The sequence below is a fragment of the Streptomyces sp. CoH27 genome (assembly GCF_020181035.1).
GTDB classification, from domain to species: Bacteria; Actinomycetota; Actinomycetes; order Streptomycetales; family Streptomycetaceae; genus Streptomyces; species Streptomyces camelliae.
In genome coordinates this window covers 63,396-78,174 of record NZ_JAIQYY010000030.1, presented here as the reverse complement: position 1 = coordinate 78,174, position 14,779 = coordinate 63,396, and the positions used below count along the sequence as shown (strand labels likewise).

14 protein-coding genes are annotated in these 14,779 nt (G+C 71.2%); 7 read left to right on the top strand and 7 right to left on the bottom strand.

Annotated elements, in window-relative coordinates; all coding sequences use genetic code 11:
* Positions 1-311 precede the first annotated feature (311 nt).
* Positions 312-1,331 (top strand): aspartate-semialdehyde dehydrogenase, encoded by a 1,020-nt coding sequence (locus LE548_RS37375; RefSeq protein ID WP_225101492.1) that lies wholly within the window; start codon positions 312-314, stop codon positions 1,329-1,331.
* A gap of 121 nt (positions 1,332-1,452) precedes the next feature.
* Positions 1,453-2,301, top strand: coding sequence for a hypothetical protein (locus LE548_RS37370; protein ID WP_225101491.1), 849 nt, complete (start codon positions 1,453-1,455; stop codon positions 2,299-2,301).
* A gap of 178 nt (positions 2,302-2,479) precedes the next feature.
* On the opposite strand, the gene pepN is transcribed toward LE548_RS37370, so the two are convergent.
* The gene (gene pepN / locus LE548_RS37365; RefSeq protein ID WP_225101490.1) at positions 2,480-5,056 is read right to left on the bottom strand and encodes an aminopeptidase N; all 2,577 of its coding nucleotides are present in this window, start codon (positions 5,054-5,056) and stop codon (positions 2,480-2,482) included.
* A gap of 112 nt (positions 5,057-5,168) precedes the next feature.
* On the opposite strand from pepN, the gene LE548_RS37360 reads away from it, so the two are divergent.
* Entirely contained in the window at positions 5,169-5,645 is a 477-nt protein-coding gene (locus tag LE548_RS37360) for a DUF1203 domain-containing protein (protein ID WP_225101489.1), read from the top strand.
* Here the strand turns inward: LE548_RS37360 and LE548_RS37355 are convergent.
* Positions 5,624-6,499, bottom strand: a complete 876-nt coding sequence (locus LE548_RS37355; protein WP_225101488.1) for a putative RNA methyltransferase — start codon at positions 6,497-6,499, stop codon at positions 5,624-5,626. The genes LE548_RS37360 and LE548_RS37355 overlap by 22 nt on opposite strands.
* 158 nt (positions 6,500-6,657) lie before the next feature.
* The gene (locus LE548_RS37350) at positions 6,658-7,104 is read right to left on the bottom strand and encodes an ATP-binding protein (protein ID WP_225101487.1); all 447 of its coding nucleotides are present in this window, start codon (positions 7,102-7,104) and stop codon (positions 6,658-6,660) included.
* Positions 7,105-7,250: 146 nt separating this feature from the next.
* Here LE548_RS37350 and LE548_RS37345 point away from each other — a divergent pair, with 146 nt between their 5' ends.
* On the top strand, positions 7,251-7,793 hold the full coding sequence (locus LE548_RS37345) for a GntR family transcriptional regulator (RefSeq protein WP_225101486.1): 543 nt from the start codon (positions 7,251-7,253) through the stop codon (positions 7,791-7,793).
* The gene (locus tag LE548_RS37340; protein ID WP_225101485.1) at positions 7,790-8,569 is read left to right on the top strand and encodes a GntR family transcriptional regulator; all 780 of its coding nucleotides are present in this window, start codon (positions 7,790-7,792) and stop codon (positions 8,567-8,569) included. Before LE548_RS37345 ends, LE548_RS37340 begins: the two co-directional genes overlap by 4 nt.
* A gap of 104 nt (positions 8,570-8,673) precedes the next feature.
* Here LE548_RS37340 and LE548_RS37335 read toward each other — a convergent pair whose 3' ends face one another.
* Positions 8,674-9,621, bottom strand: coding sequence for an EamA family transporter (locus LE548_RS37335; RefSeq protein WP_225101484.1), 948 nt, complete (start codon positions 9,619-9,621; stop codon positions 8,674-8,676).
* Entirely contained in the window at positions 9,618-10,931 is a 1,314-nt protein-coding gene (locus tag LE548_RS37330; protein ID WP_225101483.1) for an MFS transporter, read from the bottom strand. The genes LE548_RS37335 and LE548_RS37330 overlap by 4 nt, the downstream gene beginning before the upstream one ends.
* A gap of 122 nt (positions 10,932-11,053) precedes the next feature.
* On the opposite strand from LE548_RS37330, the gene LE548_RS37325 reads away from it, so the two are divergent.
* Positions 11,054-11,560 carry a MarR family winged helix-turn-helix transcriptional regulator gene (locus LE548_RS37325; RefSeq protein WP_225101482.1) on the top strand — a complete coding sequence of 169 codons (507 nt, stop codon included), beginning with the start codon at positions 11,054-11,056 and terminating at the stop codon, positions 11,558-11,560.
* A 58-nt stretch (positions 11,561-11,618) separates the two neighbouring features.
* On the opposite strand, the gene LE548_RS37320 is transcribed toward LE548_RS37325, so the two are convergent.
* A complete protein-coding gene (locus LE548_RS37320; RefSeq protein WP_225101495.1) occupies positions 11,619-12,113 on the bottom strand; it encodes a GNAT family N-acetyltransferase in 495 nt (164 codons plus the stop codon).
* Between the two features lie 348 nt (positions 12,114-12,461).
* Positions 12,462-13,961 (bottom strand): FAD-dependent monooxygenase, encoded by a 1,500-nt coding sequence (locus tag LE548_RS37315; protein WP_225101481.1) that lies wholly within the window; start codon positions 13,959-13,961, stop codon positions 12,462-12,464.
* A 141-nt stretch (positions 13,962-14,102) separates the two neighbouring features.
* Here LE548_RS37315 and LE548_RS37310 point away from each other — a divergent pair, with 141 nt between their 5' ends.
* Entirely contained in the window at positions 14,103-14,717 is a 615-nt protein-coding gene (locus LE548_RS37310; RefSeq protein ID WP_225101480.1) for a TetR family transcriptional regulator, read from the top strand.
* The last annotated feature ends 62 nt before the right edge of the window (positions 14,718-14,779 follow it).

Here is a 14,779-nt window from a genome sequence, read left to right as displayed (position 1 = left end):
CCCGACGGAACTCACCGCATAGCCTCAAAGAAGAGATCACCGAGTGGCCGTCGATACACCACTCCCGCGGACGTGACCTTCAGAGGTGTACGTCACACCGGCGCGCCGAGGCAGCACGGCTTGCGGCACGAGGCCGCCGTAGGGCGAATTTCTCCAGCTCAGCAGGGGTGTCGGCGGAGTTCCGCAACCGTTGATCGCGGTGGTGCGTCCCACCCCTCGGGCATGGAACGCAAAGAATTGGACAGGCGGACCGGGGTCGGCCGCATGATGGAAACGCCGCAGACATGCAAGGACACGCAGAGGGAGTCGCTGTGAGGGTCGGAATCGTCGGAGCCACCGGTCAGGTCGGCACGGTCATGCGCAGGATCCTCACGGAGCGGAACTTCCCGGTGACGCAGCTGCGCCTGTTCGCCTCGGCGCGCTCGGCGGGCACCGTGCTGGACGGCGTGACGGTGGAGGACGCGGCGACCGCCGACTACACCGGCCTCGACATCGTGCTCTTCTCCGCGGGCGGAGCGACCTCCAAGGCGCTGGCCGAGAAGGTCGCCTCCCAGGGCGCCGTCGTGATCGACAACTCCTCGGCCTGGCGCAAGGACCCCGAGGTCCCGCTGGTGGTCTCCGAGGTGAACCCGCACGCGATCGCCGACCGCCCCAAGGGCATCATCGCCAACCCGAACTGCACCACGATGGCCGCGATGCCGGTCCTGAAGGTGCTGCACGAGGAGGCCGGCCTGGAGGCGCTCGTCGTCGCCACCTACCAGGCGGTGTCCGGCTCGGGCCTCGCGGGCGTGGCGGAGCTGCACGGCCAGGTGCAGAAGGTCGCCGCCGACGCCGACAAGCTCACCCACGACGGCCAGGCCGTCGACTTCCCCGAGCCGAACGTCTACAAGCGCCCCATCGCCTTCAACGTGCTCCCCTTCGCGGGCAACCTCGTCGAGGACGGTCTGAACGAGACCGACGAGGAGCAGAAGCTGCGCAACGAGTCCCGCAAGATCCTGGAGATCCCGGGTCTGAAGGTCTCCGGCACCTGCGTCCGCGTCCCGGTCTTCTCCGGTCACTCCCTCCAGGTCAACGCCCGGTTCGCCCGCCCGATCTCCCCCGAGCGCGCGACCGAGCTGCTCGCGGCGGCGCCGGGCGTGGCCCTCTCCGACATCCCGACCCCGCTCCAGGCGGCCGGCCAGGACCCGTCGTACGTCGGCCGTATCCGCCGCGACGAGACGGTGGACAACGGCCTCGCGCTGTTCGTCTCCAACGACAACCTCCGCAAGGGCGCCGCGCTGAACGCGGTCCAGATCGCGGAGCTGGTGGCGGCGGAGCTGTCCGCGAAGTAAGCCACGCGCAGGGCAGGGGCGGTCACGGTCACGTGGCCGCCCCTCACTATGATCCGCTTCTTCGAGCGAGGGGGATCTGGTGGGGATGTTCCGGCGTGGAGAACGTCGTGACGGGGCGGACGTGCCGCGCGACGGGGAGTTCGCGTTCCTGTCCGAGGCGGAGGCCGCCCGGCTGCGTACCTACGTCCGCGAGGCCTTCGCGGAGCGCGGCATCGAGGTGACGGTCGAACCGGGTCGCGTGACCGCGGACTCGGGCTTGCGCTTCGGCCTCACCAACCTCGCGGCCGTGTGCCACAACGACAGCCGCGGTCCTCGGCGCTGGCGGACGCTCGTGGATCAGCACGTCGACCGGGTCGTCCGTTCGCTGGACGGCCCGCAGGCGCTCAGGGCGCTGCCGCGCGAACGGCTCCTGGCCCAGCTCTTTCCCCGGTTCATTCCCGGTGGTGATCCCGCGCGCCTGAAGGCCTTCGGGTACGGTCCCCGATCGGTTCCGGGGCTGCTGGAAGTGCTGGCGCTCGACCTTCCGGAAACCGTCGACATGCTGACCGCGGACTCCGTCGCCGAGCTGGGTGGACCCACGGCCCTGCGGGACCGCGCGTTGCAGAACCTGCGGGCCGTCCGTGTCGACCGGCACAAGGTGGTCAGGGACAAGGACGGCTCCCACGTCGACGTGCTGACGGGCGGCTCGTACTTCATCGCGAGCCTCGCCCTGATCCTCGACGAGGTCGTACACCGCTACGCCAAGGACGCCTCGGCGCGGGACGGAGTGCTGGTCGCGCTGCCGCACCGGCACCAGCTCGCCTTCCACGTCGTCCGCGGCGGGGACGCGGGCCCCTCGCTGCACGCCATGGCCCGGTTCGCCACCGTGGGCTTCGAGCAGTCACCGGGCGCGCTGAGCCCCTCGGTGTTCTGGTGGCGCGAGGGCGCGTTCACCCAGGTCACCACGCAGGACAGGGCCGGCCTGTCCTGATCCCTGGCCCCGCCGTACCTCGTACAGAAAGCAGCCGTACTCCACCGCCCGCACATGAGCGGCGCAGGACGCGGTGGGTCCTTCGCGGCACGCGTACGGGACCACCGGTAGCCGAGCAACGCCGAGGGCGCCCGGCACGCATGCCGGGCGCCCTCGGCGCCGTGTCGGTGGGCGGTGCTTACCCGGCCGCCGCCGCGTCCGCCGCCTGGGCCCGCAGTGCCCGCTCCACGCCCGCGCGGGACTCGGAGACGAGGCGGCGCAGGGCCGCGTTCGGGTCGGCCGTGGCGAGCCAGGCGTCGGTCTTGGCGAGGGTCGCCTCGAAGACCTGGACCGACGGGTAGAGGCCGACGGCGATCTGCTGGGCCATCTCGTGCGAACGGGAGTCCCAGACGCCCTTGAGGACCTCGAAGTACCTGTCCGCGTACGGCGCCAGCAGCTCACGCTGGTCGGTCTGCACGAAGCCGCCGATCACGGCCTCCTGCACGGCGTTCGGCAGCTTGTCGGAGTCGATCACTGAGGACCAGGCCTCCGCCTTGGCCTCCTCCGTCGGGCGGGCCGCGCGGGCGGTGGCCGCGTGCCGCTCACCGGCCGCGGTCTTGTCCCGCTCGTACTCGGCCGCGATCTCGGCCTCGTCGAAGCGCCCGACCGCCGCCAGCCGCTCCACGAACGCCCAGCGCAGCTCGGTGTCCACGGCCAGGCCCTCGACGGTGTGCGTGCCCTCCAGCAGCGCCTCCAGCAGGTCCAGCTGCTCGGGCGTACGGGCCGTCGCCGCGAAGGCACGCGCCCAGGCCAGCTGGTGGTCGCTCGCCGGCTCGGCGGCCCGCAGGTGGGCCAGCGTGGCGTCGGTCCAGCGGGTCAGCAGGGACTCGCGGGCGGTGGGGTCGGCGTACAGGTCGATCGCCAGCTTCACCTGGCGGTGCAGCGACTGCACGACACCGATGTCCGACTCCTTGCCGATGCCCGACAGGACCAGGGACAGGTAGTCGCGGGCCGCCAGCTCCGCGTCCCGCGTCATGTCCCAGGCCGACGCCCAGCACAGCGCGCGCGGCAGGGACTGCTCGAAGTCGCCGAGGTGTTCGGTGACCGTCTTCAGCGAGTCCTCGTCCAGGCGGACCTTGGCGTACGACAGGTCGTCGTCGTTCAGCAGGACGACGGCGGGGCGCGCCCGGCCCGTCAGCTGCGGTACGGCCGTCAGCTCGCCGTCGACGTCCAGCTCGATCCGGTCCGTGCGCACCAGCTTGCCGCTCGCGGCGTCGAGGTCGTACACGCCGATCGCGATGCGGTGCGGACGCAGCACCGGCTCGCCCTTGGCGCCGGCGGGCAGCGCCGGGGCCTCCTGGCGGACCGCGAAGGAGGTGACGACACCGTCGGCGTCCGTGGCGATCTCCGGGCGCAGGATGTTGATGCCGGCCGTCTCCAGCCACTTCTTCGACCAGGTCTTCAGGTCGCGCCCGGAGGTCTCCTCCAGCGCGCCCAGCAGGTCGGACAGGCGGGTGTTGCCGAACGCGTGCGCCTTGAAGTACGCCTGCACGCCCTTGAAGAACTCGTCCTCGCCGACGTACGCGACGAGCTGCTTGAGGACGGAGGCACCCTTGGCGTACGTGATGCCGTCGAAGTTGACGAGGACGTCGTCCAGGTCACGGATGTCCGCCATGATCGGGTGCGTCGACGGCAGCTGGTCCTGCCGGTACGCCCAGGTCTTCATGGAGTTGGCGAACGTCGTCCACGAGTGCGGCCAGCGCGAGCCGGGCGCGGCGGCCTGGCAGGCGATGGAGGTGTAGGTGGCGAACGACTCGTTCAGCCACAGGTCGTTCCACCACTCCATGGTGACGAGGTCGCCGAACCACATGTGGGCCAGCTCGTGCAGGATCGTCTCCGCCCGCACCTCGTACGCCGCGTCGGTCACCTTGCTCCGGAAGACGTACTGGTCGCGGATGGTGACGGCACCGGCGTTCTCCATCGCGCCCGCGTTGAACTCCGGCACGAACAGCTGGTCGTACTTCGCGAAGGGGTAGGCGTAGTCGAACTTCTCCTGGAACCAGTCGAAGCCCTGCCGGGTCACCTCGAAGATCGCGTCCGAGTCCAGGAACTCGGCGAGCGAGGGGCGGCAGTAGATGCCGAGCGGCACGCTCTGGCCGTCCTTCTCGTACACGCTGTGCACGGAGTGGTACGGGCCGACGATCAGCGCGGTGATGTACGTCGAGATGCGCGGGGTCGGCTCGAAGATCCAGACATTGCCCTTCGGCTCGGGCGTCGGCGAGTTCGAGACGACCGTCCAGCCCTCGGGCGCCCGCACGGTGAACTGGAAGGTCGCCTTCAGGTCCGGCTGCTCGAACGAGGCGAAGACCCGGCGGGCGTCCGGCACCTCGAACTGGGTGTAGAGGTACGCCTGCTCGTCGACGGGGTCGACGAACCGGTGCAATCCCTCACCCGTGTTGGTGTACGCACAGTCGGCGACCACGCGGAGCCAGTTGCGGCCCTCCAGCAGCCCCGGCAGCGCGATCCGTGAGTCCGCGAAGACCTCGGCGGGGTCGAGCGCGTCGCCGTTCAGGGTGACCTCGTGGACGGTGGGCGCCACCAGGTCGATGAAGGACTCGGCACCGCCGCGGGCGACGTCGAAGCGCACCATGGTCACGGACCGGTAGGTGCCGCCCTCCTGCGCGCCGGAGAGGTCGAGATCGATCTCGTACGAGTCAACGGTGAGCAGCTCGGCCCGCTGCTGCGCCTCTTCGCGAGTCAGGTTTGTGCCAGGCACGCGGTCATCTCCTCGTTATGTGTCGGTTACGCCATCCTTCCATGGGAGCCGCGGGGAACGCGATGTCCGCATCCCGCCGGTGCCGCCGGGGCCGGGCACGCAGGCTGGATCCATGACGACGACATACATGCCGCGCCCGATCCCGCCCCGGGTGCTGAAGGAGCTGCGGACCACCGACGACGCGGGCCGCGCCCCGGCCCCCTTCACCGACGAGGAGGGCGGCGCCCCGCTGCGCTGCTGCCTGCGTCACAGCGCGCCGGGCGAGCGGATCGCCCTGGTCTCCTACGCCCCCCTGCGCCGCTGGGCGGCCGAGACAGGTGCCGACCCGGGGGCGTACGACGAGCAGGGCCCGGTCTTCGTCCACGCCGACGACTGCCCGGGTCCGGCCGACCCCGCCACCCTGCCCTTCACCAACGCTCACCGCGTCCTGCGCCGCTACTCCGCCGAGGGCCACATCCTGGGCGGCCACCTGACGGACACCGGCTTCCTCGCAGCCCTCAGGGAGGCGTTCACCGACCCGGAGGTGGCGGTGGTGCATGTGCGGGCGGTGGAGTACGGGTGCTTTCTCTACGAGGTCCGGCGGGGCTGACGCCGGGACGCGCGCTTGTAGACGGTGGCCAGGACGGAGATGGTGACCCGGCCCGGCACGAGGATCAGGCCCGCGGGGTTCAGGTGGCGGGCGCTCGGCGTCATCCCGACCAGGTCGGCGAGTTCCGTCTCGGTGAGGGAGAGACGGTACTCGACCCGTTCGGTGCCGAAGGCCCGGAAGTAAAGCTTCAGGGCATGGCGCAGGCGCCGTTCCTTGGCGGGGTCGACCGTGACCGTGCCCGGCACCGAGCCGCGCAATTCGGCGAGGTGCGACGCAGTGGGACGTACGACGACCAGCCGACCGGCGGGGCGCAGCACACGGTGGAACTCGAATGGATTGCGCGGGGCGAACACGTCCAGGACGACATCGGCCGACCCGTCGGCCAGTGGGAAGGGTCGGAAGACGTCCCAGGTCACCACGGCGGCCCGGCCATGGACCCGGGCCGCCGAGCGCAGGGCGCGCACGGAGCTGTCCAGCCCCAGGCCATGGACGCCGGGCAGCCGGTCGAGGACACCGGCGAGGTAATAGCCCGTACCGCAGCCCACGTCCACGATCGTGCCCCGCGCGGACCGGCCACCGATGCCGGCGTCGGCCAGAGCGGCCACCACTCGGCGGACGGGCTCGTACGCCCCATCGGCCAGGAACCTCTCCCGGGCGCGGACCATGGCGGCGTCGCCGCTGATGGCACGCGTACCGGTGAGCAGACTGACGTACCCGTGCCGGGCGATGTCGAAGGCGTGCCCCACCCGGCAGCGCAGCGCACCATGAGCGGGGCGCAGACGCGGCGCCTGGCACACCGGGCAGCAGAGCAGATCGAGAAAGGGCACGAGGGCAGGGGGACACGGCGCGGGCATGAGGCACTCCTGGCGAAGGGAAGGGAGGGGGGCCGTGCCTGCGAGAACGCGGGGAAATCGGAAGGGGCGTTTCAGACAGGCACACCGAGGAGGGCGACGCCGTCCTACGGCCTCGCCCTCACTGCCTTCCGGTCACAGGAAGCAGTAGTACGGGGTGCTCAGGAATGCCGCGCCGCGAGTCTAGGCGCCACGACGGAGGGCTCGACATTCTTTTCGGCGGCTGAGTCGCTCGTGAACACCGCCCAGACGGTCTTCCCCGGGTTGTGTACGACGACGCCGAAGTCATCTGCGAGCGCTGTCACGAGCAGAAGCCCCCTGCCCTCACAGTCCTCTTCCCCTCGCTGGACGACATGCGGGTGTCCGCCCCCACTGTCACGCACCTCGACACGGATCGCGGGCCCGTCGGCGACGAGTGTCAGGCAGAACTCACGGCCTGGAGGAACACCGTGCAGCACGGCGTTCGTGGCTAACTCCGAGACGCAGAGCCGCACATCGTCGTGCCGGTCGAGGCGGCCCCACTCCGTCAGCGCGTCGAGAGCGAATGCGCGTGCGGCTCTTACGGATCTGAGCGTACGAGGGAATCGTCTTTGCCGTGACAGAGGCATGGTGCACCACCGCCTTGCTCCGAGTTGGGCGATCGACGAGTACCGTATCACCTTTCGCGAAAAGTAGAGAGGTAGTCTAGGGGCAAGTGAAGCGAGTCGCTTAACGTGTAGAGCGGCGAGATCGGCAACCGACGCAGGAGGACACCGTGAGCGACAGCACGTGGGTCAGCACCTCGATGCCGTACCTGACACCACGGCAGAAGGGACAACCCGACGCGTGGGGAGCCGAGGCCGCGGCGCGGGGCGGCAAGGGCAGCCAGCGCATCGTGCGGGCCGACGAGGTGCCCGCTCCGGAGGAGGTGGCCGCACTTCTCGGCGTGGGCGCGGGTGAGATGGTCGTCGTGCGCCGCCGTGTCATCCAACTCGATGATGTGCCTTGCGAGTTGACGGACACCTACTATCCCGTGAGCATCGCCCGCGGCACCCGTCTCGCCGAGAAGGGGAAGATCCCCGGCGGTGCCGTGACCCTCCTCGCCGAACTCGGCTACGTCGGAACGCGCGTGCGCGAGGACGTGACCGCCCGCCTTCCCGGCGCGGAGGAGCGCGAGGTCCTGCAACTCGCTCCCGACGAGCCGGTCCTCACACTGAGCCGGGTCACACTGGACCGGGAAGACCGGCCCATTCAGGCCGACATGATGGTCATGCCGGCCCACAGGCAGCAGCTGCGCTACGAGATGCGGATCGGATGACCGTGCCCACCGACGAAACAGGCAGCCCGGACCGGCGGTCACTGCATGAGCGAATCGCCGCCGACCTCCGGGACGAGATCATGAGTGGAGACCTGGCTCCAGGCGCAAGCCTGCCCTCCACCGCTCAGCTCAAGACACGGTTCGACGCGTCCAACGCCACCATTCAGAAGGCACTCCACATCCTCAAGGACGAGCGACTCGTGGTCGGCCGAGCCGGAGCCTCCGTCACCGTCCGCGAGCATCGCCAGCGGACCATGCGCCCGGCCTCGTACATGGCTCCGGCCGAACCGGGGAAGCCCTACCGCTGGCTGACGGAGACGGCGAAGCTGGGATCTCAGACCCACAGCACCCTGCTGGACGTGCGCGAGGTCAGGCCACCCGCCGACGTCGCGGCGGCCTTGAACATCGCCGCCGGTGGCACGGCCCTCCTCCGGCACCAGGTCCTCGCAGTCGACGGCGAACCAGCCGAACTGGTCAAGTCGTACTACCCAATGGACATCGCCCAGGGGACCGCCATCGCGGAGAAGCGGAAGATCAGGGGCGGTACGCCGACCCTCCTCGCCGAGCTTGGACTCCCGCCCCGTCTGAGTGTGGACCGGGTCGCGGCGAGAGTCCCCACCCAGGAGCAGTACCTGGCGCTGAACCTGCCCAGCGACCTGCCGGTGCTCAGGACGCTGCGCGTGGTGTACAGCGACGACGACCGTCCCATCGAGGCCACGGTCATGGTCAAGGCGGGCCATCTCTACGAGGTGGAGTACGAGTTCACCCCCGAGTGACCGCGGCCGCCGCTCCCGAAGTGCCCCCAGGACACGGCTCACCGCAGGGCCCGTCTCCCCCCACCGAAGATCCAGGGTTCGGCGGCGGGAGCGGGTGCGTGCTCCTACCGTCGCAACGAGTGACCTTCCAAGTCCACCGAAGCTTTACGACGATTCCTTTCAGGGAAACGGAACGATCGGCCACTCCCACGTCGGCCCGCCCCTCCCCCGAGCTGTCCCGCCAGCGTCGCCCCGAACGCCAGCGCCATGCCCGCCACCTGCACCGGGGTCAGCGACTGTCCGAGCGCCGCCCAGCCGACGACGGCCGCGGTCAGCGGGGACAGCGGGCCGAGGAAGGAGACCTGGGTGGCGCGGAGCCGGCCGATGCCGCGGAACCAGAGCCAGTACGCCACCGCCGTGTTGGCCAGCGCCAGGTAGACATAGCCGCCCACGGCTCGGGCGTCCAGGGCCGGCGGGGCGCCCTCCGCCAGGAATGCGACCGGCGCGATGAGCAGGCCGCCGGCGGTGAGCTGCCAGCCGGTGAGGGTCAGCGGGCCGACGCCGTCCGGGCGGCCCCACCGCTTGGTCAGCACCGTCCCGGCGGCCATCGAGGCGGTGGAGGCCACGGCCGCGAGCACGCCTGTCGCGTCGAGGGCGCCGGTTCCCTGCAGGACGACCAGACTGACGCCGAGCGCGGCCACGGCACCGGTGACCAGCGTGCGTGCGGCCGGGCGCCGGCTCAGCAGCAGCGCCGAGAGACCTACGACGAACAGTGGCTGGACCGAGCCGACGGCCGCGGCCATCCCGCCGGGCAACCGGTACGCCGAGACGAACAGCAGCGGGAAGAAGGCGCCGATGTTCAGTGCGCCGAGCACCGGCGCCTTCCACCACCAGGCGCCCTTCGGCAGCACCCGGGTGACGGCGAGCAGCAGCAGCCCGGCGGGCAGGGCGCGCGTCAGGGCCGTGAACAGCGGGCGGTCCGGCGGGAGGAACTCGGTGGTGACCGCGTAGGTGGTGCCCCAGGAGACGGGGGCGAGGGCGGTGAGCGCGATGGTGGCTGCGGAGCGTTTCACGGCCGGGATCCTTCGGGGACGGGGGTGGCTTCGGTGGTTGTCACAGGGGTGTGCGGAGCACGGCCGCCGGTCACCGTCACCGGCAGCGGCCGTACCGCCTCCGCCGGGAGCCGGTGCTCCACCCGGATCAGGAGCGTGGCGGCGAGCGCCGACGTCATGACGAGGACCGCCCACGGTGCCCGGCCGTCCAGCGCGAGCAGGGCCGTGAACAGCGACGGCGCCACCGCCTTCGCCAGCGACCAGGACATCTGGTAGGCCGCCAGATACCGGCCGCGCACCGCTTCGGGCGCCGCCGAGACGGCCAGCACCTCGGCGGCGGGGCTGTGGATCAGCTCGCCGAGGGTGTAGACGACGGCCACGGCGGCCAGGGCGGTGCCGAGGACCGCGGCCGAGCCCGGCCGCAGCGTGCCGAGCACGATCTGTGCGGTGAACGAGGCCGCGAACAGGGAGCCGCCCAGCGCCGCCGCCCGGGTGCGCCGGGCACCCGTACGCCGGACCCGCGCACCGACGGCGACACCGCCCACGGCGCACAGCACGGTGTTCAGGGTGAACGCGAAACCGGTGAGTACCGCGGGCCCGTGCAGCCACTCCACGATGAACAGCGGGAAGAGCACCGAGAGGGCCGAATAGTTCAGCGCGTTCAGGAAGTTGGCGCCGGTGATGACGAGGAAGGGCCGGTCGGCGAGGACGAGCCGGTAGCCCGCGCCCGCCCGGCGCACGGTGGTGGCTCCACCCGCCGTGCGCACCGGCCGCAGCGGGCGCAGCAGCAGTGCCGCGAGTGCGAAGGCGAGGGCGTTGCCCCAGGCCGTGTAGGTGTAACCGGTGCTGCCCGCAAGGGAGATGACCAGGGTGGCCAGCAGTGCGCCGGCGCCGCTGCCCGCGTTCTGCAGCGCGCGTGTCGCCGCCTGCAGCCGGTCCCGGTCGGCCCCGCGCGCCACTTCGCCGATCAGGGACTGCTGGGCGGCGGGGAAGGCCCGGTCGGCGGCCGCGGTGACCAGGGCCACGGCCGCGAAGGCGGGGAGGGAGTGGACGAAGGGATAGAGGGCGAAACCGGCGACCCGGACGCCGTAGAGCACGTGGAGCACCCGCTTCGCGCCGTACCGGTCCACCGCCGTCCCGGCGAGCGGCAGTGCGGCGATGCCCGCGAGGCCGGTGGCGGTGAGCACGGCGCCGACGACCGGGAAGGACAGTCCGGTCACGGCGTGGAAGAAGACCAGCGTGAACGGCACGTACATGCCGGTGCCGACGCCGTTGACCGCGGCGGTGACGGGCAGCACCCACTCCGCCGGGAGCTGTCGCTGTCTCTTCATCTGCCGACCCCCTGTAAGTAGCTTGGCAGGAACTAGCTTAGCTCTAAGTCACTTTTTAACAAGCTACTTTCCGTCAAGCTACTTTCTTGCGAGTGATCGGCCCGCCGCGCGATACTCGGCGCATGACCGAAGACCGCCCTCAGTACAGGGATCCCGTCGACGCGATCATCGACCAGTGGGCGGCCGTCCGGCCCGACCTCGACACCAAGGCGATGGAGGTCTTCGGGCGGATCTACCGCCTCTCCCGCACCATGGGCGACCGCATGGAGAAGGCGTACCAGCCGTACGGCGTCTCACGCGGCGAGTTCGACGTGCTGGCGACCCTGCGCCGGGCCGGCGAGCCGTACACCCTCTCCCCGCGCCAGCTGTCGGCCACCCTCATGCTCACCACCGGCGGCATGACCGGCCGTCTCGACAAACTGGAGAAGGCCGGCCTGCTCCGCCGCTCCCCCGACCCCCACGACCGCCGCGGCCTCCAGGTGACCCTCACCGACAAGGGCCTGGACACCATCGACCAGGCGGTCGGCGCGGGCCTAGCGGTCCAGACGCAGGCACTGGCCTCCCTGGACGCCGAACAGGCCAACCAACTGGCCGGCCTGCTACGGGAGTTGCTCCGGGGTGCCGACTAGTGGGACGCATCCCGCAGCATGCGAACGGACCCCGCACGATCGCTGCTGGCGGCGGACGCTAGAGCCCGAGCTTGAACCCGTCGTGGCTGCGGACGAAGCCGAGCCCGGCATAGAAGCGGTGCGCATCCTCGCGCTGCTTGTTGCTCGTCAGCTGGACCAGTGCGCAGCCCCGTGCGCGTGCCCGCGCGATCGCGCGCTCCATCAAGGTCCGGCCCAGCCCGCCACCTCTCCGGTCCGCGCGGATCCGCACCGCCTCGATCAGGGCCCGCTCGGCGCCTCCCTTGCCGAGGCCGGGGATGTATGTCGCCTGCAGACAGCCCACGACCGTTCCGCCCGCGCCCTCGCCGTCGGCGTTCTCGGCCAGGACGAGCATCTCGTTGCGCGGGTCCGCGTCGATCGCCGCGAAGGCACGCTCGTACGCCTCCGTGACCGTGACAGTCACCGGGTCCACCACCCGCTCCTCATCGGCGAGCAGGGCGAGCACCGCGGGCAGGTCGGTGCGGGTCGCGGGGCGCAACGTGAGAACACGGGCGGGAACGGGCTCAGCAGACATGACGCAGACACTAACCGTGCCGGGCTGGGGCTTGGCCAGAGGCTTGCGCGCTGTGCACATGCCGGGGATCACGTGGTAGCCGCCACCGAGCCCGGCGCGGAGCTGCTCGGCGACGTCACGGCTGCGGAGGTCTGACCGGCGGACGGTGATGGTGGACATGGAGGGGCTTCGCCACCAGGTGGCCGCCATCATCGTGGACGGCCTCCGCCCTCGTACTTGGTCGCAGTAGTTCAGGAAGCCCGCGAGGGAGGCGCGGCGTTCGTGCTCCGAGGTGTCATCGCGTACGTGTCGCAGCGAGCGCATCACCCCAGGCGCAGCGCGAGGAACCACTGTCATGAGAGGCCCCACCTAGACGCCGGCCTGCGCCGTCAGTGCCCTCTCGATCTGCGCCGCGTCGGCCGAGTCCGCCGCCCAGGCCGCGTAGCCGTCGGGGCGCACCAGCACCGTCGTACGGCGTCCGCTCGCCCAGTGGGCCACGGTCAGCCGGCCTGCGCGGCTCGGTCCCGGCTCGTACGGCTCCGGGGTGAGCAACACGAACCGGCCGCCACGCAGGACCTCGTAGAGGCGGCCGCCGCCGGCGAGGGCGACGTCCGGGACACGGGTGCCGGTGAGACGGTGGGCGCCGCGGGGCGCGGGGTAGCGGTAGCCGATGCCGGTGACCTGGGCGGCGACGGCGCGGCGGGCCGGGCCCACGGCGTTCAGGAACGCGGTGAGCGCGGCGCGCGCCGCGAGCGTCCAGGGGCGCTTGGCCATCGCGAGGCGGACGATCCCGCCGCTGCTGCGCAGCACCGTCCTGCCCACGGGGTGCCGTTCGGCCTGGTACGTGTCGAGCAGCGCGGGGTCCGCCTGGCCCACGATGACCGCGGCCAGCTTCCAGCTGAGGTTCGCCGCGTCCTGAAGGCCGGTGTTCATGCCCTGGCCGCCGGCCGGGGTGTGCACGTGCGCGGCGTCTCCGGCCAGGAAGACCCGGCCGACCCGGTAGGCCGGCGCCTGCCGTTCGTCGCTGTGGAAGCGGGACATCCAGCGGGCGTCGTGCATCCCGAAGTCCCGGCCGAGGGCGAGGCGGGTGATCTCCTTGACCTCGGCCAGGTCGAGCGGCTCGCTGTCGGGGACGTCACGGCCGCGGTGCCAGCCGATCACCCGGTGGTAGCCGTCGCCGAACGGCGCGAGGAAGGCGAACGCGTCGCCGACGGCGTTGACGGTGAGCAGGCCCGGCGGCTCCTCGGCGAGCCTGACGTCGGCGAGGACCACGGACCGGATCACCGACGTGCCCGGGAAGGGCAGCCCGATCGCGTCCCGTACGGCGCTGCGCATGCCGTCGGCACCGACGACGTACGCCGCCCGCAGGCTCTCCGTACACCCCTCGGGCCCACGCACCTCGACCGTGACTCCGTCCGCGTCCTGGGCAAGCCCGGTCAGCTCGGTCTCGTACCGGAAGTCCGCCCCCTCCTCGGCCGCCCGCCGCTTCAGCACCTTCTCGACCTCGTACTGCGGGAGGACGAGGAGGTGGTTGAAGCGGGAGGGGAGAGCGGAGAGGTCGATGCCGAGCCGGCCGAAGAGGCGGAGGCGGTCGAGCGGCCGGCCCACGGCCTCCAGATCGTCGGCGAGGCTCCGCGAAAGAGGTGCGCGCGAAGCGCGTCCGTTGAGGGTGGTGGTGGGCGACGGGCGGGCGTCGAGCTGTTCGAGGGTGCGGGCGTGCAGGACGAAGGCGCGAGAGAGGTTGCTGGTCTTGTGGGGGCGCTTTTCGAGGACGGTGACCGGGACGCCGGCGCCGGCGAGGTCACCGGCGAGCAGCAGGCCGGTGGGGCCGGAGCCTACGACGATGACGGTGGCAGGGGTGCCGTTCATGGTGACCTCCTGGTGCCAACGATTGTGTGCCAACGATTGTTTGCCAACGTCTGTTGGTCAACGCTTGTTGGCAACGCTAGAACCCCACTCCGAAGAAGTCAACACTTGTTGGCCTACATACGTTGGCCTACGCTCGTTGGCATGAACGGCAGCACGCAGAAGAACCAGGAATCAGGCCAGAGCACAGGCCGGGGCACAGGCCAGGCGCGGCGCTCCGACGCCACGCGGTCCGCCATCCTCGACGCCGCCCGCGAGCGGTTCGCCGCAGACGGCTACGAGCGGGCCACCATCCGGGCGATCGCCAAGGACGCGCGCATCGACCCGTCCATGGTGATGCGGTACTTCGGCAGCAAGGAGGGGCTGTTCGCGGCGGCCGTCGCGCTGGATCTGCGGATGCCCGACCTCGGGCAGGTGCCGAGGGAGGAGGTCGGGCGGGCGCTCGTGGGCCACTTCCTCGACCTGTGGGAGGACAACGAGGAGCTGCGGGCCGTCCTGCGGGTCGGCGTCACCAACCAGGCCGGGGCCGAACGGATGCAGGGCATCTTCCGGGACCAGCTGCTGCCGGTGGCCCGGCAGGTGTGCCCGGACCCCGAGCAGGTCCCGGTGCGGGCCGCGCTCTGTGCCGCGCAGGTGCTCGGGCTGGCCCTGACCCGTTACGTGCTGCGGCTGCCGCCGGCGACGGCACTGACCCGCGAGGAACTGGTGGCGTGGCTGGGCCCGACCGTCCAGCGCTATCTGACCGCGCCCAGCCCCTGAACGGGCACGGGACCCGGCCTCCGAACAGGCACGAGCCCAGCCCCTGAACGGGCACGGACCCA

Excerpts from the sequence above, each read along its gene's own strand:
- LE548_RS37320 (WP_225101495.1), bottom strand. The coding sequence starts at position 12,113 with ATGTCTGCTGAGCCCGTTCCCGCCCGTGTTCTCACGTTGCGCCCCGCG.
- LE548_RS37355 (WP_225101488.1), bottom strand. The coding sequence starts at position 6,499 with ATGCCCGCGCCGTGTCCCCCTGCCCTCGTGCCCTTTCTCGATCTGCTC.
- LE548_RS37330 (WP_225101483.1), bottom strand. The coding sequence starts at position 10,931 with ATGAAGAGACAGCGACAGCTCCCGGCGGAGTGGGTGCTGCCCGTCACC.
- LE548_RS37350 (WP_225101487.1), bottom strand. The coding sequence starts at position 7,104 with ATGCCTCTGTCACGGCAAAGACGATTCCCTCGTACGCTCAGATCCGTA.
- LE548_RS37340 (WP_225101485.1), top strand. The coding sequence starts at position 7,790 with ATGACCGTGCCCACCGACGAAACAGGCAGCCCGGACCGGCGGTCACTG.
- LE548_RS37360 (WP_225101489.1), top strand. The coding sequence starts at position 5,169 with ATGACGACGACATACATGCCGCGCCCGATCCCGCCCCGGGTGCTGAAG.
- LE548_RS37315 (WP_225101481.1), bottom strand. The coding sequence starts at position 13,961 with ATGAACGGCACCCCTGCCACCGTCATCGTCGTAGGCTCCGGCCCCACC.
- LE548_RS37325 (WP_225101482.1), top strand. The coding sequence starts at position 11,054 with ATGACCGAAGACCGCCCTCAGTACAGGGATCCCGTCGACGCGATCATC.
- LE548_RS37310 (WP_225101480.1), top strand. The coding sequence starts at position 14,103 with ATGAACGGCAGCACGCAGAAGAACCAGGAATCAGGCCAGAGCACAGGC.